Source organism: Melittangium boletus DSM 14713, from assembly GCF_002305855.1.
Taxonomy (GTDB): domain Bacteria; phylum Myxococcota; class Myxococcia; order Myxococcales; family Myxococcaceae; genus Cystobacter; species Cystobacter boletus.
Genome location: NZ_CP022163.1, coordinates 1,842,896 through 1,863,540 on the forward strand (window position 1 = coordinate 1,842,896; position 20,645 = coordinate 1,863,540).

The 20,645-nt window shown below is 66.9% G+C and carries 15 protein-coding genes; 7 read left to right on the top strand and 8 right to left on the bottom strand.

The genetic code is table 11. The annotated features are described in order from the left end of the window. Positions 1-314: 314 nt before the first annotated feature. From MEBOL_RS07775 to MEBOL_RS07790, 4 genes are all read right to left on the bottom strand, one after another. The gene (locus MEBOL_RS07775) at positions 315-2,405 is read right to left on the bottom strand and encodes an AbfB domain-containing protein (protein ID WP_095976821.1); all 2,091 of its coding nucleotides are present in this window, start codon (positions 2,403-2,405) and stop codon (positions 315-317) included. Between the two features lie 355 nt (positions 2,406-2,760). Beyond that, a complete protein-coding gene (locus MEBOL_RS07780; protein ID WP_095976822.1) occupies positions 2,761-3,120 on the bottom strand; it encodes a hypothetical protein in 360 nt (119 codons plus the stop codon). Further along, positions 3,117-4,247 carry a LysM peptidoglycan-binding domain-containing protein gene (locus MEBOL_RS07785; RefSeq protein ID WP_095976823.1) on the bottom strand — a complete coding sequence of 377 codons (1,131 nt, stop codon included), beginning with the start codon at positions 4,245-4,247 and terminating at the stop codon, positions 3,117-3,119. Before MEBOL_RS07785 ends, MEBOL_RS07780 begins: the two co-directional genes overlap by 4 nt. 295 nt (positions 4,248-4,542) lie before the next feature. Next, entirely contained in the window at positions 4,543-7,860 is a 3,318-nt protein-coding gene (locus MEBOL_RS07790) for a GH92 family glycosyl hydrolase (RefSeq protein ID WP_095976824.1), read from the bottom strand. A gap of 271 nt (positions 7,861-8,131) precedes the next feature. On the opposite strand from MEBOL_RS07790, the gene MEBOL_RS07795 reads away from it, so the two are divergent. Next, on the top strand, positions 8,132-11,923 hold the full coding sequence (locus MEBOL_RS07795) for a TIM-barrel domain-containing protein (RefSeq protein ID WP_095976825.1): 3,792 nt from the start codon (positions 8,132-8,134) through the stop codon (positions 11,921-11,923). 70 nt (positions 11,924-11,993) lie between these two features. Here the strand turns inward: MEBOL_RS07795 and MEBOL_RS07800 are convergent, their stop codons facing one another. Next, positions 11,994-12,299, bottom strand: a complete 306-nt coding sequence (locus MEBOL_RS07800; protein WP_342747748.1) for a DUF1810 family protein — start codon at positions 12,297-12,299, stop codon at positions 11,994-11,996. Here MEBOL_RS07800 and MEBOL_RS07805 point away from each other — a divergent pair. The 3 genes from MEBOL_RS07805 (at position 12,289) to MEBOL_RS07815 (ending at position 15,556) form a co-directional block, all read left to right on the top strand. Beyond that, complete coding sequence (locus MEBOL_RS07805; RefSeq protein WP_245919538.1) at positions 12,289-13,890, top strand: Kelch repeat-containing protein; 1,602 nt, start codon at positions 12,289-12,291, stop codon at positions 13,888-13,890. The genes MEBOL_RS07800 and MEBOL_RS07805 overlap by 11 nt on opposite strands. A 214-nt stretch (positions 13,891-14,104) precedes the next feature. Continuing rightward, positions 14,105-14,887, top strand: a complete 783-nt coding sequence (locus tag MEBOL_RS07810; RefSeq protein WP_342747792.1) for a PPC domain-containing protein — start codon at positions 14,105-14,107, stop codon at positions 14,885-14,887. A 255-nt stretch (positions 14,888-15,142) separates the two neighbouring features. Further along, positions 15,143-15,556: a DoxX family protein gene (locus MEBOL_RS07815; RefSeq protein WP_095976827.1), complete on the top strand. Its 414-nt coding sequence runs from the start codon at positions 15,143-15,145 to the stop codon at positions 15,554-15,556. Positions 15,557-15,684: 128 nt separating this feature from the next. On the opposite strand, the gene MEBOL_RS07820 is transcribed toward MEBOL_RS07815, so the two are convergent. Then, positions 15,685-16,044 (bottom strand): hypothetical protein, encoded by a 360-nt coding sequence (locus MEBOL_RS07820; protein WP_095976828.1) that lies wholly within the window; start codon positions 16,042-16,044, stop codon positions 15,685-15,687. A 52-nt stretch (positions 16,045-16,096) separates the two neighbouring features. Here MEBOL_RS07820 and MEBOL_RS42255 point away from each other — a divergent pair, with 52 nt between their 5' ends. Beyond that, a complete protein-coding gene (locus MEBOL_RS42255; protein ID WP_425437601.1) occupies positions 16,097-16,393 on the top strand; it encodes an aldo/keto reductase in 297 nt (98 codons plus the stop codon). Positions 16,394-16,485: 92 nt separating this feature from the next. Here MEBOL_RS42255 and MEBOL_RS07830 read toward each other — a convergent pair whose 3' ends face one another. Both MEBOL_RS07830 and MEBOL_RS07835 read right to left on the bottom strand, forming a co-directional pair. Beyond that, entirely contained in the window at positions 16,486-18,288 is a 1,803-nt protein-coding gene (locus tag MEBOL_RS07830; protein WP_095976829.1) for an SLC13 family permease, read from the bottom strand. A 64-nt stretch (positions 18,289-18,352) separates the two neighbouring features. Beyond that, positions 18,353-19,219: a M48 family metalloprotease gene (locus MEBOL_RS07835; protein WP_218920884.1), complete on the bottom strand. Its 867-nt coding sequence runs from the start codon at positions 19,217-19,219 to the stop codon at positions 18,353-18,355. 606 nt (positions 19,220-19,825) lie between these two features. Here MEBOL_RS07835 and MEBOL_RS07840 point away from each other — a divergent pair. Continuing rightward, positions 19,826-20,137: a hypothetical protein gene (locus MEBOL_RS07840; RefSeq protein ID WP_245919540.1), complete on the top strand. Its 312-nt coding sequence runs from the start codon at positions 19,826-19,828 to the stop codon at positions 20,135-20,137. A gap of 31 nt (positions 20,138-20,168) precedes the next feature. Beyond that, positions 20,169-20,582, top strand: coding sequence for a DoxX family protein (locus MEBOL_RS07845; RefSeq protein ID WP_095976831.1), 414 nt, complete (start codon positions 20,169-20,171; stop codon positions 20,580-20,582). The last annotated feature ends 63 nt before the right edge of the window (positions 20,583-20,645 follow it).

Below are 20,645 nucleotides of genomic sequence, written 5' to 3' on the forward strand. Positions count from 1 at the left end.
CATGGCACAGGGGAAGTCCTGTCGTGGACACCCCAGAGCACGGGGCGTGCCAGGGACGAACCCGAGGGGAACCCGGCGAAAACAGCCCCGAGAGCCAAGCCTGACACGAAGGCTGACACGTCAACGAGGGCAGATGACGTGTCAACAGCGTGTTCAGTCGGGCCATCGGCAACGGCGCGAATCCCGCGAAGGCGCCACCGGACAGGTAGAGCGCCACACCGGATGGCCCGGCGAGGAACCGCCGGCCCCGTTGTACCAGGCCGTGCACCCGTGGAGGCGGGGACCTCCCCCGCGGAGGGTCCCCGTGTCCTTGACTACTTCTTGCGGACGATGAGCGAGGCGGCCTTATCGTTCCAGCCCGCGCCGACCAGACAGCTGTTGGTGCCGGTGGTGAGGGACGTCTGGTCGAAGTAACCGCCGTCGTAGAGCACGGCCTCGTACCCGTCGGCGACCTGGATGGAGGAGATGACATCCGGGCTGAAACCCAGGGCGCGCAGGTTCTCCTCGTTGTAGCTGCCCACGGGGAGGTTGATGCCCGGGCTGGTGAAGTTGCAGTCATTGTGGATGACCACGGTGGGCGAGACGGCCTCCACCACCAGGGAGTTGACCCGGTCGTTCCAGCCCGCGCCGACGAGGCACCCGTCATCCGCGGTCTTCACGAGCGAGGCGCCCGTGAAGTTGTCGTTCTCGTAGAAGGTCACCTTGTAGCCGGGCTGCACGCGCACCGAGGAGATGTCCTTGCCCGGGATGCCGCGGAACTTCATGTCGGCCAGCGTGTAGCGGCCGATCCACAGGCCCCCGCCCCAGGTGCCGGTGTAGTTGCAATCCTTGAAGACGGCGACGGGGTCGCGCTTCTTGGGCGTGCCGCCGCGGGTGTTGCTCATGCGGGCGAAGGCGCGGGCGGCGGAGGCCTGGTACAGCAGGCCGGGGGCGCCCGCCTTGCCCACGTCGCTCCAGGTCTCGGGGTAGCGGCCGTTGGCGTCCTTGCCGTTGTCGCGCACGAACTGCAGGTAGCCCGTGGCGATGTTCAGCCAGTTGATGTCCCCGGTCACCTCGTAGAGGTCCACGTAGGCGTTGGTCATGTCGTGGCCGCCCCACTGCCCGGTCTCCTTGAGCGCGTGGGTCTGCCAGTCGATGTACGTCGTCTCCATGGCGAAGCCGAGGTGGCGCGCGTCATCCAGGTAGGTGTAGTTGCCCGTGATCTTGAACAGCAGCAGGGCCGCCTGGGTCATCACGGCGTTCTCGTAGCCGCGGTAGCCCGGGCCGTAGCCGAACTGGTTGGCCTTCACCCAGTTGTACAGCCGCAGGCCGTCGTTCAGGTACTGCTGGGTGCCGGTGGCCCGGTAGAGCATCAGGTTGGCCACCGTGGTGGGCGCCGTGGCGCACAGGCAGGTGCCGCTCGTGTCGCCTTCACGCCAGCGGATGCTCCCGCCCGCGGTGTTCTCGCCGCTCATGCTGAACGCCAGAGTCTCCTTGGCCCGGTTCAGGTACGTGGCGTTGTTGGTCTTCAAGAACAGCTCCATCAGGCCCTTGGCCACCCAGGCGTTGTCGTCGAAGTAGCGGTCGCCGCAGGAGTAGGCCGAGGCGTTGTAGCCCCAGCGGCTCTTGGTGTTGCACCAGTAGGCCGTGTGCATCTCGTTGGCGAAGGCCTCGGCCTGCGCGATCCTTCCGCCGGCGATCAAGGCGTGGAGTTGGACGCCCGCGGGCCAGTGGAACGCCGTGCCCTGACGGTCCGTGTTCTCGTAGTAGAGGTTGCTGCCGGGCTTGCGGAAGTCCTGCTCGATCTTGTTGAGTGTCTCGTCGGCCCAGGCCTTGAAGTCGCTGTTGGCCTGGGTGACGGCGTTCCAGCTCGCGTCCGCCTCGAAGCTGGTGGCCGTATCGCTGGGCAGCGAGCCGCCCTTCTGCGCGAGCCAGACCTCCGCGTTCACGTGCCGCATGTAGCGGCCGGGCAGGTTGAACGACTCCAGGCTCACGCCCTGTCCCGACAGGCCCGGCCGCGTACACCACGTGGCGTCCTCATCGAACAGCCGGGTGTTGTCGCGTGGGTCGATGCGGATGCGCGAGGCGGAGTGCCGCAGGTAGCGGTCCGGATAGTTCTTGGACTGGAGCGAGTAGCAGCTGGCGTCGGCCAGGCCCGGCACCACGCGAAAGCTCGCGTCCGCCTCGGAGGCGCCGATGACGTCCGTGCGCGCCAGGCTCTCGTAATGCCTCAGGACGCGGTTGGTGTAGTTCGGCGTCGTCACGCCAAACGAGTGGTAGGTGTTCAGCCGCAGCGAGACCCAGGACTGGACCTTGTCCGCGCGGACCGCCGCGGCCGGGGCCATGTCCGTCTCACCCGCTCCGTCGCAGCCGGCCACCACCGTGGATGCCAGCAGCGCGGTGAGCAGTCGCTTTGTGTGCCTCATGTTCTCTACTCCCAGTAGGAATGGACCATCCCTTTCATTCTAGTAAAACGAGCAAATCAAGCAAAAGCGAAATCTCGCGCTGTCCTCTCCTTGCGCCTTTCCTGCCTCGCTGCGGCCTGGGCTCCTCGCTCGCCTCCGCCTCTCCCTCTTGGGGAGCATGATCATCGGTTGGTGGAGGTGACGCCCAAGTCCGTGCGCATGCGCAAGAAGGCGCTGGCCGCGGGCGAGCGCTACCGCGCCGAGCGCGACCGCAAGCGCGAGGAGCGCGCGGAGGAGTAATCCCGCCGCGGTCGTGAAGTGACTTCAAGGGCAAGGGATGGGCCGGTACGGCTCCCCTCACCCTTCGTCTTTTCCGTCAGTGCAGGGGGCGCTCAAGGGCCCGGCCAAGAACGAGGGCGACCCCGATGAGCGCCGCGCCCAGGGGAATCAAGACCGCCGCCCGGACTGGATGTTGCGGAAGGAGCAAGAAGAGCGCGGCGGCGATGAACAGGACGAGCCCCAAGCCCTTGAGGAGACGCCCGGGGAGCAGGGCCGCGATCAGGTTGCCCACCAGGTGGGCCAGCACCACCCACTGGAGCGCGACTCCCACCGATACACCTCGGGATGGCGCGCGGCCGAACACTTTCACGTGGAGCCAATGCACCACCGGTAGCAGGAGCATGAATGCGCCCGTCGCCAGCAGATGGAGCCCCAACCGGAGCGGGAGGCGGCTCATTTGCGCTTCACCCAGGACCCATACTTCTTCAAGTCGGCGACCGAGATGGGCGACATCAAGGCACTCTGATCCTTGGGCGTGTACGTCACGGTGATCGACGTGCTCTCGCCACGCCAGCCCTTGGACACCTTCTTGACCACGGTGTGATTCTGCGCCGCCCACAAGGCGCCACGAAGGATCATGAAGTTGTCGTAGGCGTTGGAATGGTCCTCGGTTGCCCCGATGAGTGAGCCATCCCCGTACTCCATTCCTGTTTGAATGGTTTGCGCGATGGCCTTGTCCACGTCGCCCAAGTCCTCCACGTAGTCCTTGAAGGTGTCCACGGCAAAGGGAATCTGACCAATGGCGTCCGCCCAGTAAGGCGTTCCATCGATATTGACGATCAGATAGCCCGCCGCCCCCTGAGCGCTCGCCTTCCAATCCCCCGCGTTGCCCGAGGCAAAGGAGATGGACCACCGGTCGACAGTCGCGAAGTCGACAATTTGCTTCCAGGTGAAGTGCTTGAAGGCGTAGTAGGCCTTCGTCCCCGTGATCTGACAGTTGGCATCCACCAGGAGCAGCTCCCGGTAGTTGTCCGCCAGGGGTTCGAACCACTGGATGCCCTCGGCGTAGAGTGCCTTGACCGTCAGCCGCCGCTTCCGTGCCTCACCCGGCCTGGGTCGTAGGCAGAACAGGAAGGTGCCATCGTCCCGGGTGATCTCCCAGACGTCTTGGATCGTGGCGGTGGGCGACTCATTCTTGCGCGGGCTGCTCGATGCGCTCGCCTGGGCCGGAGCCGGTTTGGGTCCGGACGATGGGACCGCCGGGATGATCAATCGGTGACCAATCGAGATGCGATGAATGTCCTCGATGTGGTTGGCTTGGCGTATCGCCTCGACCGTGACGTTGTGGCGACGCGCGATCTGCTCCAACGTCTCGCCCGCGAGAACCCGGTATCTCACCTCTGAGGGGGGTGAAACACCGGGCTTGGCGCTTGCCCTAGGAATCTTCAGGACTAGGCCCGCATGGATGCGATTCACATCGCTGAGTCCATTGAGCCGAGCAATGGCTTCGACGGACACGGAATGGCGCCGGGCGATGGCTTCCAGGGTATCTCCTGACTTGACCCGGTACTCGACATCACCCATGTCGTGTGCTCACTTCCTCGCCCCGGCCGCGCCCCCAGTACAGCACGACGCATGTGCCGCCATCAAGCTCAGCGCAGCAACACGCGGTTGGTGCCCAGGGCGTCGATCACCGCGATCTCGTCATTGGGCGCCCGCTCGAAGAGGCCCGGCGTGTAGTGGCCCTTGGGGTACACGTCGGCCCTGGCCGCGCTCCCTTCTGGAGACGAGCTCCGCGACGCAGGGAAAGCCAAGTGGGTATGGAAAGAGAAAGGGCCCGGAACCTTTCGATTCCGGGCCCTTCGACACGGGGTGCGCTTTACTTGGGTTCGCTGAGCGAGACCGCGTACACCGCGAACCGCGCGTCGTTCGGCAGGGTCATGGAGTGCACCTGCTTCGCCGGGTCGAGTGCGAGTGCCTGGCCGAACAACCGCACCGGAGGCCCGTCCACGCCGCTCCCGGCCTTGATCCGATGCGGCATGTCGAGCACCACGGTGGTGCCGGACGGCGTGCTTCCCGCCCAGTCTCCCGCCGTGACCGAGATGTTCGTCTGGTTGCCATCCGAATACCGCACGCTGATCGCCGTCGTCACGGGACCATGGTGCGACACGGAGATCAGGTGAAGCGTCTGGTAATTGCCCCGCGGAAGAAGGATTCCCTGACCGCGAGCCTCCACGAAGTTGTTCACGCTCCCGCTCGGATCGGGTGCCGAATACGTCACGCCTGACCAGGTGATGGGTCCGGCCACGGGGAGCAGGTCTCCGTCGAAGCTCCAGCCCCCGCCGTCGAAGTTGCCCTCTCCCGATTGCGCGACCGTCGCGGTACCGTCATGGTTGCGCTCGTGCGTCAGATCCACGGCGCATGGCTCGGGAATGTCGAGCAGGCAGCTCCCCGCCGGTCGTACCGCGATGGACACGTTTCGAGTCACGGTGTTCGCGCCATCCGCCGAGACGGCCACCTGGATCGGATACACGCCCAGGGGAGTGTTCGCGGGCACGGTGATGGCGAGGGACCCCGTCCACTGCACGGGCAGACGCTGGGATGACAGCCTGAACGAGGACGACGTGGCGGACCAGCCGGCGGGTACGGTCGGCGTCACGGAGACGTCCAGCCCCACAGGCGCCTGGCCGAGCACGTCCAAGGCCAGCTCGACCGTCTGTGCCGCGTTGCTCGCCGCGATGACCGCCGAGGAAGGCCGCACGGACGCGTCGACGTGAGCGCGGGAGTCCCCCTCCGCCTGATTGACCGATGGTGGCCTCGCGGTGCTCGGGGTTCCCCAGCTCGAGGGCTCGGCGCCGAGCGTATGCGCCAGGGTGCCGCCCCGCACGAGCTCGTTCCAATCCAAGGAGGTGCGTGGGACATCCCGCCCGTCGAGCGTCACGCGCTGGATGTACCGTCGGGTGTCGCTGGCGCCGGGCGCCGTGATGTTCAGCGTGCCGCCCTGACGGGTGCCGAAGGGCCCGATGCGGACCACGGCGGACTCGAATTGGGGGCTGGACAACGCGAGGAAGTCGGCGCCACTCATCGTCGGGTACAGTCCGAGCGAGGAGAACACGTACCACGCCGACATCGTGCCCAGGTCGTCGTTGCCCGTCATTCCGTCCGGCCCCGTGGTGAACAACGTCATCGCCGCGCGCACGACCGTGGCCGTCTTCGCGGGCGCTCCCGCCCACAGGTACATGTAGGGCGCGAGCAGGTCGGGCTCGTTGTTCGGGTTGTACGTGGGCTTGCCGTAGTAGTCGTAGGGCTGGGTGATCCAGTCACCGCGGGCGGTTCCCGCGGGATCGGCGAGCAGCTTGTCATAGGCGAAGAAGGCATCCAGCCGCTGCTCGGTCGCGCGCTCACCGCCCATGAGCGCGACCAGCCCGGCGGGGTCCTGCGGCACCAGCCACTGATATTGATAGGCCCCTCCCTCGTGGAACTGGTGGGAGGCCTCCACCGGATCGTACGGCGTCATCCACGTGCCGTCGACCGTGCGCGGACGGAACTGGCCGATGGAGGCGTCCCACAGGTTGCGGTACCACTGTCCGCGCTCGGCGAACATCCGTGCATCGTCCTCGTGCCCGAGCCCCCGCGCCATCAACGCGAGCGCCGCGTCGGCCGCCGAGTATTCGAGCGTCGCCGACGCCGGGTGCACGCAGTCATTGTCACCGCCCTTGTGCGCGCAGTCGACGCCCAGCTTCAGACCCGACGGGAGGTAGCCGCGGGCGTTGTAGTACTCGACGCCCGAGCGACCGTTGTAGGGCGAATCGGCGGGCGGAGTGCTGAGCGCGTTCTTCCGCAGCAGCGCGTAGGCCTCTTGTTCATGGCCCTCGAGGAGCCCCCGGGCCCAGGCCTCGACAAGGAAGGGCGTGACCGGATCCCCGGTCATGATGTTGGTCTCGCTGTTGGCGAGCGCCCAACGCGGCAGCCAACCTCCATCCCGGCCAATGGAGAGGATCGACAGCGCGACGTCCCGGGCGACCTGGGGTTCGAGCAGCTCCAGCAACTGATTCTGGGGGCGGTACGTGTCCCACAACGAGAAGTTCTGGTACGGCGTGTAGCCGCTCGCGCTGTGCACCTGGTTGTCGAAACCGACGTACCGGCCGTCCACGTCGCCGGCCAGGTTTGGGTGCAACTGCGCATGGTACAGCGCGGTATAGAAGGCGACCCGCCGGTCGCGGGAACCTCCGCCGATCTGGATGGCTCCGAGCTTGTCGACCCACGCGTCATGCAGCCGGGTCCTCGTGGCATCGAAATCGAAGGACTCGCCCGTCTCCTGGGTGAGATTCCGCCTGGCACCGTCGAGCCCGGTATAGGACAGCCCGACCTTCACCGTGACGTCGTGATCCGTGGCCGTGTCGAACGTCACCCAGGCCCCGTTGCCCCCGGGACCGGCCGCATCCCGCGAGCCGGGTGTCGGGGTGGAGCCGCGCCAGGTGCCGTGGGACGCGAAGGGCCGGTCGAACGTGGCCGTGAAGTACACCGTATGCTGGTCACGCCCGGCGCAGAAGCCACCGGCCTTGACCCGGCCCTCGAGGGTTCGGTCCCCGACGACGTGGATTTCCGAGTCTTGAACCGCCTGGTTGGCCTTCCCGGTGTTGAACAGGACATTCGCGGCGGCCGTGGCCGGGAAGGTGAAGCGCAGCCAGCCGGTCCGCTCGGTGGCCGTGAGCTCGGCCTTGATGCCGTAGCGGGAGAGGCCGACGCGGTAGTACCCGGGCGTGGCCTCCTCGTCGTCATGCGAGTACTTCGACTTGTAGCCATTGACGTCGACGGTCTCGACAGTGCCGGTCGTGGGCATGATGGGCAATTCACCCATGACCCCGCAGCCGACACCGGACAGGTGCGTCTGGCTGAACCCGTAGATGGAATCCTGCTGGTAGTCGTATCCGCCCTGTCCGCCCGTATCCGGGCTGACCTGCACCATTCCGAAAGGCGCGCTCGCGCCGGGAAAGGTATTGCCGAAGTTCTGGGTGCCGATGAAGGGATTGACGAATGGGGTGGGATCCACCGGAGTGGGATCCACCGGGATAGGCTCGTCCACCCCCGGGACATCGGGCTCGTCGATCGGCGGGGGCGGCACGGAGCCCTTGCAACTGACGAGCAATCCAGCGACCGCCAGACCCGCCATTCTTCTCTCGCGAAGCAACCACATGGACGGAACTCCTCGTTGGGACGACGTTGTCGGGAAACGCGCAGGCTATACCAGGATCCTCATTCTTCCAGTGGAAGCCCAGAGACATGTTCATCCTCCCGGGTTGCCCAATCCCTATCCCGCCTATGCGCAGCCGCGCCGCGATTCCCCTGTCGCACAGGTGGACCCGGGGGGATGTAAAGCATAAGCATCTGTTTTCAATAGATTTTCCGCTTTTCCCTGGTATACAGGGGACGCTCCTGAATTGGAAAGACTGAAGGAGGGGCACGAGATGAGGAAACCCAAACCAGAACAACGGCTCACCAGGCTGCTTGCGCTCATCGCGGTGGTTGGATGCGGAGGGGCACGGGATGACGCGGAGTCCCTCCCGGTTCAGGATGGCGGTCGGGCCACCACCGGGCGAACCCGATCAAGCCTTGCCCTCTCCGGCGGCGCGGGCCCCTACACCTTCGGTACGAACGCCGACTCCAGCATGTGTCTGGATGTGGACAAGGGCAGCCCCGACCCCAAGACCAACATCCAGGTCTGGAACTGCACCGGCGGCGAGCCCCAGAAGTTCTGGGTGGAGAACCAGGGCGACGGCCTCGTGCGCCTCGTCAACACCGGGACCAACAGGTGCGTGGACATCGACAATGCCGGGACCGCCGACCGGACCCCCATCCAGCTCTTCCCTTGTAACGGCACCAACGCCCAGAAGTTCCGGATCGAAGATGGCGGCAACGGCAAGGTCCGGTTCGTCAGCCCGCTGAGCAACAAGTGCCTGGACGTCGCGGGGGGCATCGCCCCGAGGGACACGGTCACCGACGTCCAGCTCTTCACCTGCAACGGCACCAACGCGCAGCTCTGGACGCCGAACTCGCTCGCGCCCAGCGCGAGGAACGTGACCGGCGTCACGTCCACCGCGGACTCCGTCACCCTCTCCATGAGCAGCGGAGACCAGCTCAAGGTCCGGATGGTGAAGCCGGAGATCGCCTGGATCGACTTCCTGCCGGGCGGCGCGTCCAGCCCCAAGACGCTGGTCGTGGATCCGGCCAAGACCTGGGCCGTCGGGACCGGCGTCTCCGTGAACGCGAGTTCCGATCCGATCACCCTCACCACGAGCAAGATGGTGGTGAAGATCACGCGCACCCCGTGCCGGGTCTCCATCTCCGACACCGCCGGAAACGTGCTGGTCAGTGAGCAGGCCGCCGAGGGCTTCTACGGCAACGGCGTGAATTTCAACCACGCCGCCGACGAGCCCTTCTACGGCATCGGCGGCTATCACGTCCTGGCCAACTCGGACGCGGGCCTGCGGCGCGATTCCGGCGGCCACGTGACGGCCAGCGAGCAGGGACACGCGGGCGCGCCCTACGCCTTCACCCTCAAGTACGGCCTCTTGTTCGACTCGGCGGGGGGCGACTTCCTCATCGACTCGAGCCGCCTCGAGTTCAGCAACACGTCCAAGAAGGACGTCGACCTCTACTTCATCGTCGGCGAGCCCAAGGCCTTCATGCGGGCCATGACCGAGATCAGCGGCAGGCCCCCCATGTTCCCCAAGTGGGCCATGGGCTTCATCAATACCGAGTGGGGGTCGGACAAGGCCGAGGTCACGAACATCATCAACACCTACCGAAGCAAGGCCATCCCCATCGACTCGTTCATCTTCGATTTCGACTGGAAGGCCTGGGGCGAGGACAACTACGGCGAGTGGCGCTGGAACAGCGTCAACGGGCCCGGCAACTACAGCCAGGTCGCCAAGTTTCCGGACGGCGCCTCCGGTGGCTTCGCGGCCAGCATGGCCGCGCAGGGCATCAAGCTGGGCGGAATCACCAAGCCCCGCATCCTCATGAAGAACTCCAGCGGTGGGACGACGGCCGCGGCGCAGTGGGCCCTCGACCACGGGTGCTTCTTCAAGTTCCAGGGCGATGACTACGTCGACTACTTCTCCGGCCGCCAGTGCAAGGACGTGAACTTCGCCCTCGCGGACTGCCGCAACTGGTTCTGGAGTCACTTCAAGGACTCGTATGACGCCGGAATCGTGGCGTGGTGGAACGACGAGGCCGACAACCTGGCGTTCTGGGATGACAACTTCCAGTTCCTGAACATGCAGCGGGGCGCCTACGAGTGGCAGCGCGCCTACAGCGGCAAGCGCGTCTGGTCCATCAACCGCAACCAGTTCCTGGGCTCACAGCGCTACGGCTACGCGCTCTGGTCCGGGGACACCTGGAACTTCGACAGCGCGGGGAAATACATCGGCTGGAAGACCATGGCCGAGCAGCGCGAGCGGCTGCTCGCCTCGGTCAACGCCGGCGCCGTGAAGTGGGGCATGGACACCGGCGCCCACAACGGCACGCCGACCCACGAGAACTACGCGCGCTACATGCAGTTCTCCGCCATGGTGCCGGTGCACCGGGTGCACGGCTACCTCAACCAGCAGCGCCAGCCGTGGGTGTACGGTCCGATCGCCGAGGCCGCCTCCAAGAACGCCCTGTACCTGCGCTACCGGCTGCTGCCCTACATCTACGCGTACGAGCGCAACGCCTATGAGACCGGCCTCGGCCTCGTGTGGCCGCTCTTCTACGAGTTCCTGGGCGACACCAACGTCCGCAACACCTTCGAGTCGTGGATGTTCGGCGACTACCTGCTGGCGTCCCCGGTCGTCGAGGAGGGCCAGAGCACGAAGACCCTCTACCTCCCGGCCGGCACCTGGTACGACTTCACCCGTGGCACGGCCTACGTGGGGCCGCAGTGGATCCGCTACCCCCTGAACACCAGCACGTGGGAGGACCTGCCCCTGTTCATCCGCAAGGGCGCCATCATCCCCATGCAGGAGAGCCAGAACTGGATCGGTGAGCGGGCCATCCGAAAGGTCTACCTGGAGGTCTTCCCCGACGCCGCCCAGAGCCGGTTCACCTACTACGACGACGACGGGGATACGTTCCAGTACGAGGGGAGCGCCTACTTCAAGCAGGCCATGACCGCCCAGGACAACGGAGCGAGCGGTATCCGCTTCGACATCGGCGCCAGGACCGGAAACTACACGCCCCCGTCGCTCCAGTACTACGTCGCCAAGCTCCACGGGAAGGCGGCCGCCGCGGTCACCGTGAACGGCCAGGCGTCCACCCGCTACAACGGCAAGGCCGCGCTCGAGAGCGCCTCGGGTGAGGGCTGGGCGACCGGCACCGACGTCTACGGCGACGTCACCTACGTCAAGGTGTCCGCCGGCTCCGCCAGGAGCATCCTCGCCACCGGCAACGCGGCCCCGGACCGGACCGTCTATGAGGCCGAGGAGGCCATCCTCCAGGGGAGCGGTTCGATCAACAAGGACCACGTCAACTTCTCCGGCTCCGGGTTCGTGGACGGGTACCAGAAACAGGGCACCACCACCCGGTTCCATGTCCGCGTGCCGACGGCCGGGAACTACGCCGTCTCGCTGCGGTACGCCAATGCGACGGGGAGCGCGAAGACGCTGAGCGTCTACGCCAACGGCGGCAAGGCCGTGCAGACCTCGCTCGCCTCCCTGGCGAACTGGGACACCTGGGCGGAGCGGGCGGAGACGCTCAACCTCGCCGCCGGCGACAACATCATCAGCTACCAGTACGACGCGAGTGACTCGGGGAACGTGAACCTCGACTCCATCTCGCTGGCGGTCGCGAACTCGAGTCCGGCGCCGGTCTCGCCCACCTACTACCGCATCAAGAACCGCTGGACCGGCGACTTCCTGCACATCGAGAACCTGGACCGGGACGGAAAGGTCCAGTACGGCGCCGCGCCCGCCGGCAACTGGAGCAGCCACTGGTACATGGTCACGGACGGCGGATACACGCGGTTCGTCAACCGCTGGAGCGGCGATGTGTTGCACCTCGAGGGGCTGAAGGGCTGGGTGCAGTACGGACGCGTCCCGGATTACTACGCCAGCGGCCAATGGACCCTGGAAGACGTCCAGGGTTACAAGCGATTCCGTAACCGCTGGCAGCCCAACGCCTACGTCCACATCGAGGACAAGCTCGGCTACGCGCAGTACAAGGACAACGTCCCCGCCGCCAACGCCAGCAGCCAGTGGTCGTTCGAGCAGGTCCCGTGAGCGCGGCCCGGTGAGCGGAGAGGATCCTGGCCGGAGCACGGTCCGCTTGAGGGACCGTGCTCCGGAGGATTCATGCCGCGGGCGAACACATCCCACACGAAGGTCCTTCGTAGCCGCCCTGCCCAGTCCACTCGCGCTGTCCGCTCCTGACGATGGCGCAGCGCCGGGCCATGTCGCCGCGGCCCAGGCCCGCGAGCCGCGGGAACACGAACCACCTCCAGTGGCTCATCTCGCGGCCGCGCGCCAGCTCGGCGAGCGCCTGTGGGTATATGCTCCGCTGCGCGGTCATTGAGAAGCCAAGCTCCCTGGTCGTGACGAGACGTCTGCCTTGCCCCGGACAGACGCGCCGAAAGGAAGTCGAACGCATGCGCCTCATGAAACCCGTGGTCTCCCTCGCGGTCTCCCTGTTGATGACCGCCTGTGGCGAGCCCGCCGCCCAGGAGTCACCCCCGCTCGTCACGAGCGCCGCCGCGCTGAGCTCCGCGGTCTCGCGCGGGTGTACCTTCGCGCTCTCGTACCGGACGAACCCGGTTCCGTTCATGCCGACCGAGTACTACCCCACCGTCACCCGGCAGGCGTCCCCCACCTGTCCCTGGGGCGCGGCGAGCGTGGAGCTCAACGTCGTCTACTCGCCCCCGCAGATGTCGGTGGCCGCCAACGACCTCGGGGTCGCCGTCAGCTACGTCAACAACTACTCGCGGTTCCGCCGGGGCGCGGGCATCCGGCTCCAGGTGCTGCACCTGGCGCCAGACACCCTGGAGAGGGTGAGCGACACGACCTTCTACGAGGGCTATTCCGGTGGCGTTCCGGGAGAGGTCCTCAACGGGGAGCTGTCCCTCTTGACGGACGGCACCACCCTGAAGGTCCGGGGCGAGAAGGTGGGCACCCTCCAGGGAGAGACCGGGAGTGGCCCCTACTACGTCGCGACGTTCCCCCATTTCTTCACCACCCGCCCGCCGACCTACACCCTCGTCGCCTCGTCGACCCCGGAGGCCCAGGCCGTGGGCTCCTGGACGGTGACGGGTGCCCTGCGCTCCGCGCGCTCCATGCACACCGCCACCCTCCTCTCCTCGGGCGAGGTGCTGGTGCTCGGCGGCACCACCGCGGAGGTGTTCAACCCCTACGACAACGTGTCCACGCCCACGGGGTCCCCCATCGACTCGCGCGTCCAGAACCACACCGCGACCGTGCTCCCGTCGGGCAAGGTGCTGGCACTGAGTGGACGGCTCGGCGGGCCCAGCGCCTGGCGCTCCAGCGCGGAGGTCTATGACCCCGCCACGCGCACCTGGACGTCCGCGAACGTCATGAGCACTCCCCGTGGCTACCACACGGCGACCCTGCTCGACTCGGGCAAGGTGTTGGTGGTGGGCGGCGAGTCCTCCCAGGGCGCGACGGACTCCGTGGAGGTGTACGACCCGGACACGAACACGTGGAGCTCGGAGGCCCCCGTGAGCCCGCCGCGCTGGGGCCACACGGCGACGCGACTCCACTCGGGCCGGGTGTTGGTGCTCGGCGGCACGAGTGCCCCCGGCACCGTGTCCCAGGACGCGCGGGAGTATGACCCCTCCACCCACGCCTGGTCGTCCGTGGCGGCCATGCCTCGGGCCCGCTCCGGCCACATCGCCGTCCGGCTCTACTCGGGCAAGGTGCTGGTGCTTGGCGGCGGCAGTGACGCGGTGGACATCTACGATCCGTATGGCGCCACCCCGTGGACCTCCGGCCCGGCCTTGGCTTCCGGGAACTCGGCCGCCAGCGCGACCCTGCTCTACTCGGGCGAGGTGCTGGTCACGCGCTCCACCGGCCAGGCGTCGCTGTATGACCCGTCCACGAACACCTGGCTGGCCGCGGGAGCGCTGACGGCACCGCTCGCGGCCCATGCCGTGACGTTCCTGCACACGGGCCAGGTGCTGGTGACGGGGGGCTCCGCCTCCTCCGACGTCACCACGGTGCAGCGCTACACGCGCTGACAGGGCGGCCGCGCGGCGCTCCCCGGCTCCGCCCCGCTTGAGGGAACGCCCCAGATGGAGGGCCTGGCGTGTGTCACGCCAGGGCTCCGCGATGGTCGAATTTCAAGTTTGTAAGGAGGTCAAAAGGATTCCTTGAAATCACCGTCTTCTGTTTGCATCGGGGCGCGGCCTCCGTGGCACCTCCGCCACTGGCCAGCAGGAGATAGTCCCCGTGATGCGTCATCGGATTTCAGCCGTGCTCCTCGCATTGCCCCTCGTGGCTTGCGGTGTGGAGGCCCCGGATGCGGAGTCGACGGAGCACGCCGACGCGCCTCGCGCCCTGGGCATGACGGCCTGCTCGACCCCGCTCGCCAATGGCGTGAAGGAGACGGGCATCTCCGCCGAGGCCAATGCCTGGAGTTGCACCTACACGCTGGAAGTGCCCGCGGGCGCGGGCAAGCTCTCGTTCGACATGGTCCGCTCGGCCAGTGGCAGGGGGAGCGCCTTCATGTACGTGCGTTTCGGCGCCGAGCCGACCACCACCACGTCCGACTGCAATCCGGGCAGGGTCTCCGATGCGAACTGCACCTTCCTCCGCCCGCGGGCCGGCACCTGGTACGTGAAGATCGGCGGCTTCTCCAGCCCCGCCTCGGGCCTGGAGCTGACGGGCGCGTACACCCTCGGCATCCCCGGTGACAGCGTGCTGGCCAACGGCGTGGAGACGGCCCGCTACCTGTACAAGGGAGGCGTGTGGAAGTGCTTCACCCTGGACGTGCCGAGCGGGATGCGCTCGGTCGTCTTCAACGAGCGGCTCACGAGGACCGGGTGGAACGTCCCCCCGGAGCTGTACGTGAGACACGGCGAGCAGCCCACCCAGGCGGCCCATGCCTGCAAGACGTATCCGGACTACGGACTGGGGACCTGCACGCTCGACAACCCGGCCGCGGGCACCTGGTTCGCGTGCTCGTACGGGGACTACGATCTCGAGGGTGTGACCGTGAAGGGCACCTACGAATAACGGGGTGCCGCACGCCGGGCTCCAGGATGGGGCCCCAATGGCACTCAGGTGATGGCGTTGGCACCCTGACGATCAAGAATACGTCGACGGGCGCGCAGTCGACCTGCACGCCGTCGCAAGGCCATAAATGGATTAAACCGAACCCGGCACCTGGCACGAACGCGCGAGACGTCCCCAGTCTCTGGGCAGGTCCGCTTTCGCCCTACTTCGACAGCCGAGGGTAGACGGGCAGGCAGGTTAGAGTGCCTGCCCTATATGCCGACTCCCGACTCGAACCTCTTCCCCCTCTGGCTCGTCCAGGCGCTGTGCACCCTCTTCCTCGCCATCACCTTCCTCCAGTCTGGCCTGGACAAGGTCATCGATTGGAAGGGCAACCTGGGGTGGCTGACCGGACACTTCGCCAAGAGCCCGCTGCGCGGGATGGTGCCGCTGCTGCTGGCGACCCTCACGGTGCTGGAGCTGGCCGCTGGCGCGGTGAGCGCGGCCGGGCTGGTGTTCCTGGTGCTCTCTGGCTCCACGCGGGTGGCCATGTGGGGCGCGGCCCTCTCCGGACTCTCCTTCGTGGCCCTCTTCTTCGGCCAGCGCATGGCCAAGGACTACGCGGGGGCCGGGGGCCTCGTCCCTTATTTCCTCGTGAGTCTGGTGGCCCTCCTCACCCTGCGCGGCTGAATCGTAGAAGTCCCCATTGCGCTCGAACCCGCTGGACGGTGGTGACACCGCTGTTTCGATGCCGGAAACCGCCGACCCATCGGTGTGGACGGGACACCGATATTCACCCGTGCTCGGCTTTCAGTGGCTCACGGCCGCGGGGTACCGAGCAGCACCTGCTCGGGGATGAACAGGTACGAGGACATCGCGAATTCGAAGGCCCCGTACACCACGCGCACCGCGCGGTGGCAGCCCTGGCAGGGGAAGTCCCGGTGGCGGCATCCCCGGGAGCGCAGCGTGCGGCTCGCCTTGTCGAAGGCGGCGCGCTCTGGAAAGCCCCGTGCCTCCTCCGAGAACTCGGAGACCTCGAAAGAGGTGAGCGTCTGGCAGTGCGGACAGCGGAAGCTGGGCGCGCTGGAAAAGACTGGCAGTTGGACGCGCTGGTCGCTCCTGAGGTTGGGCAGGAGGTCCGGACTCGGGTCGCAAACGGTGGGTTGATGGGGCGGCATGGTGGGCCTGGAGAAATGGGGGAGGCTGGGACTTCACGACGCATGATGCAGCATGTTTGACCCGCATCACCCCGTCGAGGACGCCGGCGGGTTCAGCCCGTTGCGGTCGTCCACCTTGTCCTCCGTCGCGCGGCGGCTCGGCGCCACGCCCATGCAAGTCGCACTCGCGTGGCTGCTGCGCCGCGCGCCCAACATCCTGCTGATTCCCGACACGTTCTCCGTCGCGCACCTGCGCGAGAACTCCTGGCCGCTGCCTCTCTCCCCTCGCTCGCCTCCTCCTCTCCTGCTTGGGGGACCAGAAATGGCCGCAGTTCGGTGCCTGGAGCGAAGACGCAGTGGAAGCTCGTGAGGTTTGCCCGAGGAGGAGGCACCAGGGACGCCACACGCCGTAAAAGTTCCAGCCCGGTGAAGAGCAGGTGCGTATTGACGACCACAGGCGGGCTAGCCCACGGTCGTGAATGGCCAGACGAGCGGCACGGCCACCGTCAGCAGCGTGAGCATCAGCACGGAAAGGGGCGTGCCCACGCGCAGGAAGTCGCGGAAGCGATAGCGCCCGGGGCCGTACACCAGTGCGGCGGACGGCTCCAGGGGCGTGAGGAACGAGTACGACGCGGCAAGGCAGATCCCCATGGCGAACGCTCGCGGATCGAGCCCCATGTCCAGCGCGGCATGGATTCCAACGGGAAGCATGATCAGCGCGGCGGCCTGATTGCTCATGGGCACGGAGAGCAGGACGGTGGCGATCATGAGCACGCAGAGCACTCCGCGTGGTCCCACGATGCCCACCAGGGGAATGACGCCTTGGGCGAGGAACTCTCCCACGCCGTTCTTTTCCATCGCCAACCCCAGGGTCAGCAACGCGCCAATCATGATGACGACCCGCCAATCCACACGGAACGCCGTGCGGGAGTCGACGCAGCCCACCGCCACCATCATCACCAGGCCCGCCAGCCCCGCGATGGCCGGTGAAGTGATTCGCAGCCCCGCGATGATCACCGTGCTGGCGAAGATGCACACGGAGAGCACGGCGCGACGGTAGCGCGGCCGCTGATATTCGACACTGCCGAGCACGGTCAGTTCCTCATCCCGCTCGAGTTCACGGACACGTTTCTCGGGCCCGCCGAGCAGCAACATGTCGCCCACGGCCAGGGAGAGGTTCTTCAGGGCATCCCTTCCCCTGAGGTTATCCATCAAGCTCAGATGCTCATGGGCGCTCTGGAGCGTGGGATGGCGGTGGATGGCCAGCGCCACCAGCCCGTAGCGCTCCGCGAAGCGAATGTCGCGCAAGGACCTGCCGGCCAGGGCCGACGTCGGCGGCACCGACACCTCGACGAGGGTATACGCCTGTCGCTGACGCTCGGGAATCCGGAGATCGGCGCTGAGGCCGATGCTGCGCAGATCCTTCACACGCAGGATGTCGTCCAGGCCGCCAGCGATGATGAGGTGCTCCTGAGCCACGAGCACTTCCCGGGGCTCGGGAGGCAACGTGACGCCATCGCGCACGAGTCCCCGCACGGGAATCCCAAGTCCCTCGGTGACATAGCGAAGCTCCTTTCCCACCAGACGGGAGCCAGGCGTGAGCACCGCCTCCGTCACGTACTCTCGTCGGGGCAGGGCCCTCTCGCCGCCCTCCGCGCCGCGCTCCGGGAGGAAGCGCCGCATGAGCATCAGCGTCGCGATGATGCCGACGACCGCCAGGGGGAGCCCCACCGGCGCGAGCTCGGCGAAGCCAATGCGCTCGAGTCCCACCTGCTCCAGCGCCGCGCTGACAACGAGGTTGGTGGACGTGCCGAACAGGAAGATGGCGCCCCCCAGCATGGAGGTGAACGCCATGGGCATCAACAGCCCGCGCGGGGCCACTCTCGCCTGAGCGGACGCCGCGGTCACGACGGGCAGAAACGCCGCCGTCACCGCCGTGTTCGACGCAACGGAGGAGAACGCGCAGACGGCCACCAGCATCATGACGACGAAGACCCGTGGGTTGAAACGCGAGAGGGAGAGCAGCCGCCGGCCCACGAGCTGCATCACACCAGTCGCACTGAGCCCCTGCGTCAGCGCCAGGAGCGTGAAGATGAAGATGGCCGTGTCGCTCGAGAACCCGGAGAGGGCCTCCCGCGGCGTCACGAGCCCGCTCAGCACCAACAGCACGATGATGGCAAGGGAGCTCAGCTCGATGGGAATGCGATCGATGGAGAGCAGGACGATGGCGATCACCATCACGCCCAGGGCGACTATCGTGACCATGTCTGTAGAGTGAGGAGAACCCGGGGTGGGAGCAATGAGGCGAGCTCGAGGCCTCGGGGATGCATCAGGCGGATGCCTGCCTGGCGAGGTCGTGCCGGGCGAAGGGCGGCGGCCGGCTGCTGGCACTCCGCCGCCGCGTGGCTCCCACGCGTGGGTAGAACCGAGGGCCACGACGAAGCGAGCGGAGAATGAGGGCCTTCGCTCGCCGCGCCTGCTCCTCGGCGGCCATCCTCCTGAGCTGATGGATGCGCTCGTCCAGGGAGCGCCCCTCCAAGCTGGGGGCCGTGAAGGGGGTTCCCACCTCGGAGAGAGAAACAAGCTCCCCCCAGGTGGCGCGCTCCTTCAACCGTGCGAGCAAGGCCGCCAGGCCCAGGGCGTCTCCGAGCAGCCCGGCAGCGGTTCTGTCGGCGATCAGATCCCGCTCGGGCGGAGTCCCCAACCGATGCAGCCGAGTGAGCACCCGACGCGCGATGGCCGCGCCCCGCGCATCCAGCGTGCGTGCGCGTCCCCCGCACTTCGCCCCCACCCTCATCAGCACCGCCGCCAGCACGGCCACGAGCGTGGCACGGCGCGTGTGGCCATGAGCGATATGCGCGAGCTCATGCGCGAGCATGGCACGCAACTCGGCCTCATCGAGCTCTTCGAGCGCGGCGCTCGTGAGCATGATTCTGGACGAGCGAGAGCCCAGGCCGCAGGAGAACGCGTTCGGCCGCGGGCGACGCACCACGTAGAGAGGGGGAGAGGGAATCCCCGCGGCGATGCTGAGGTGCGCCATCAACTCATGCAGCCAAGGCGCCTCCTCGAAATGAAGCCGGCGCGCACCATGAAGTGCAACCACGAAGGAGTCCATGCGCGTGGAGAGCCACCCCACGAGGCCCGCCAACCCGAGAAACGAAACCGTGAACAAGGCGAGAGTGGTCAGAGTCCACATGGACATGCTCCTTCCTGGCGATGGGGTGGTGGAAGCACTCGTGCCCGTGCCATCACAGCCACACGTGCGAATGAGGGACGCGCCCGCGCCTCAGCGGTGGGCGCGGTCGCCAGGCAAGGCCCCGACCTCGATGCACACCCGCCGCCCGGCCCTCGAGAGGGCTTCATGACTCAGGGCGCTGGCGCGGGACGAGGTACACATGGCTCTGCCTTCTCAACAACGAACGCACCCCACCTCATCCCAGACCCCCACGCATGCTCACGGACAACCCCCCGCACAACCGCTCCCGGCCGAACGGACGGTTCCCTCCAGCACGGACAACTCGAGCAGGAAGCGACCCCCGAGCGGTAGCCGGAAGGCTCAGTCCAGGTCGCGCCAGAAGGAGCGTAGCGCCGTGATGCTACCCGTCCGGAGTTCGACGTGATGGCAACGACTTGAAGACGGACGGGGGCCGTGCTCGGCGAAGGTCGCGAGCGGTGCAGTTCGCGAAGCACTTCGGCGACTGGCGCCCTCCTGTCACTCGATCCGCACGAACATGTGGCGTGGTCCGAGGATCATGGCGGCTCCTGGCGGTATGGATCCGCCAATGGCCAGTACCGTTCCTACATGAACGACAACGACACCTCGCACCCGGCAACGCGACTGCCGCAATACGGTTTCCGGTTGTCGAACGGCTCGACCCTGGGAGGGCAGCCGTACTACGCCTACTCGACGGATAGCGTCGGCGGATTCATCGCGGCGGGTACTGGCGTTGGCACCCTGACGATCAAGAATACGTCGACGGGCGCGCAGTCGACCTGCACGCCATCGCAAGGCCATAAATGGATTAAACCGAACCCGGCACCTGGCACGAACGCGCGAGACGTCCCCAGTCTCTGGGCAGGTCCGCTTTCGCCCTACTTCGACAGCCGAGGGTAGACGGGCAGGCAGGTTAGAGTGCCTGCCCTATATGCCGACTCCCGACTCGAACCTCTTCCCCCTCTGGCTCGTCCAGGCGCTGTGCACCCTCTTCCTCGCCATCACCTTCCTCCAGTCTGGCCTGGACAAGGTCATCGACTGGAAGGGCAACCTGGGGTGGCTGACCGGACACTTCGCCAAGAGCCCGCTGCGCGGGATGGTGCCGCTGCTGCTGGCGACCCTCACGGTGCTGGAGCTGGCCGCTGGCGCGGTGAGCGCGGCCGGGCTGGTGTTCCTGGTGCTCCCTGGCTCCACGCGAGTGGCCATGTGGGGCGCGGCCCTCTCCGGACTCTCCTTCGTGGCCCTCTTCTTCGGCCAGCGCATGGCCAAGGACTACGCGGGGGCCGGGGGCCTCGTCCCTTATTTCCTCGTGAGTCTGGTGGCCCTCCTCACCCTGCGCGGCTGAATCGTTCTGGTCCCTCCACCGGATGCGGAGGGAGCGAGCGTGGAACCCGAGGCCGCAGCCAGG

Bases quoted from the DNA above. Each gene is read 5' to 3' on its own strand.
- MEBOL_RS07780 (WP_095976822.1), bottom strand. From the start codon at position 3,120: ATGAGCCGCCTCCCGCTCCGGTTGGGGCTCCATCTGCTGGCGACGGGC.
- MEBOL_RS07845 (WP_095976831.1), top strand. From the start codon at position 20,169: ATGCCGACTCCCGACTCGAACCTCTTCCCCCTCTGGCTCGTCCAGGCG.
- MEBOL_RS07830 (WP_095976829.1), bottom strand. From the start codon at position 18,288: ATGGTCACGATAGTCGCCCTGGGCGTGATGGTGATCGCCATCGTCCTG.
- MEBOL_RS07810 (WP_342747792.1), top strand. From the start codon at position 14,105: ATGCGTCATCGGATTTCAGCCGTGCTCCTCGCATTGCCCCTCGTGGCT.
- MEBOL_RS07835 (WP_218920884.1), bottom strand. From the start codon at position 19,219: ATGTGGACTCTGACCACTCTCGCCTTGTTCACGGTTTCGTTTCTCGGG.
- MEBOL_RS07805 (WP_245919538.1), top strand. From the start codon at position 12,289: ATGCGCCTCATGAAACCCGTGGTCTCCCTCGCGGTCTCCCTGTTGATG.
- MEBOL_RS07790 (WP_095976824.1), bottom strand. From the start codon at position 7,860: ATGTGGTTGCTTCGCGAGAGAAGAATGGCGGGTCTGGCGGTCGCTGGA.
- MEBOL_RS07775 (WP_095976821.1), bottom strand. From the start codon at position 2,405: ATGAGGCACACAAAGCGACTGCTCACCGCGCTGCTGGCATCCACGGTG.
- MEBOL_RS07815 (WP_095976827.1), top strand. From the start codon at position 15,143: ATGCCGACTCCCGACTCGAACCTCTTCCCCCTCTGGCTCGTCCAGGCG.
- MEBOL_RS07840 (WP_245919540.1), top strand. From the start codon at position 19,826: ATGAACGACAACGACACCTCGCACCCGGCAACGCGACTGCCGCAATAC.
- MEBOL_RS42255 (WP_425437601.1), top strand. From the start codon at position 16,097: ATGTTTGACCCGCATCACCCCGTCGAGGACGCCGGCGGGTTCAGCCCG.
- MEBOL_RS07795 (WP_095976825.1), top strand. From the start codon at position 8,132: ATGAGGAAACCCAAACCAGAACAACGGCTCACCAGGCTGCTTGCGCTC.
- MEBOL_RS07785 (WP_095976823.1), bottom strand. From the start codon at position 4,247: ATGGGTGATGTCGAGTACCGGGTCAAGTCAGGAGATACCCTGGAAGCC.
- MEBOL_RS07820 (WP_095976828.1), bottom strand. From the start codon at position 16,044: ATGCCGCCCCATCAACCCACCGTTTGCGACCCGAGTCCGGACCTCCTG.
- MEBOL_RS07800 (WP_342747748.1), bottom strand. From the start codon at position 12,299: ATGAGGCGCATGCGTTCGACTTCCTTTCGGCGCGTCTGTCCGGGGCAA.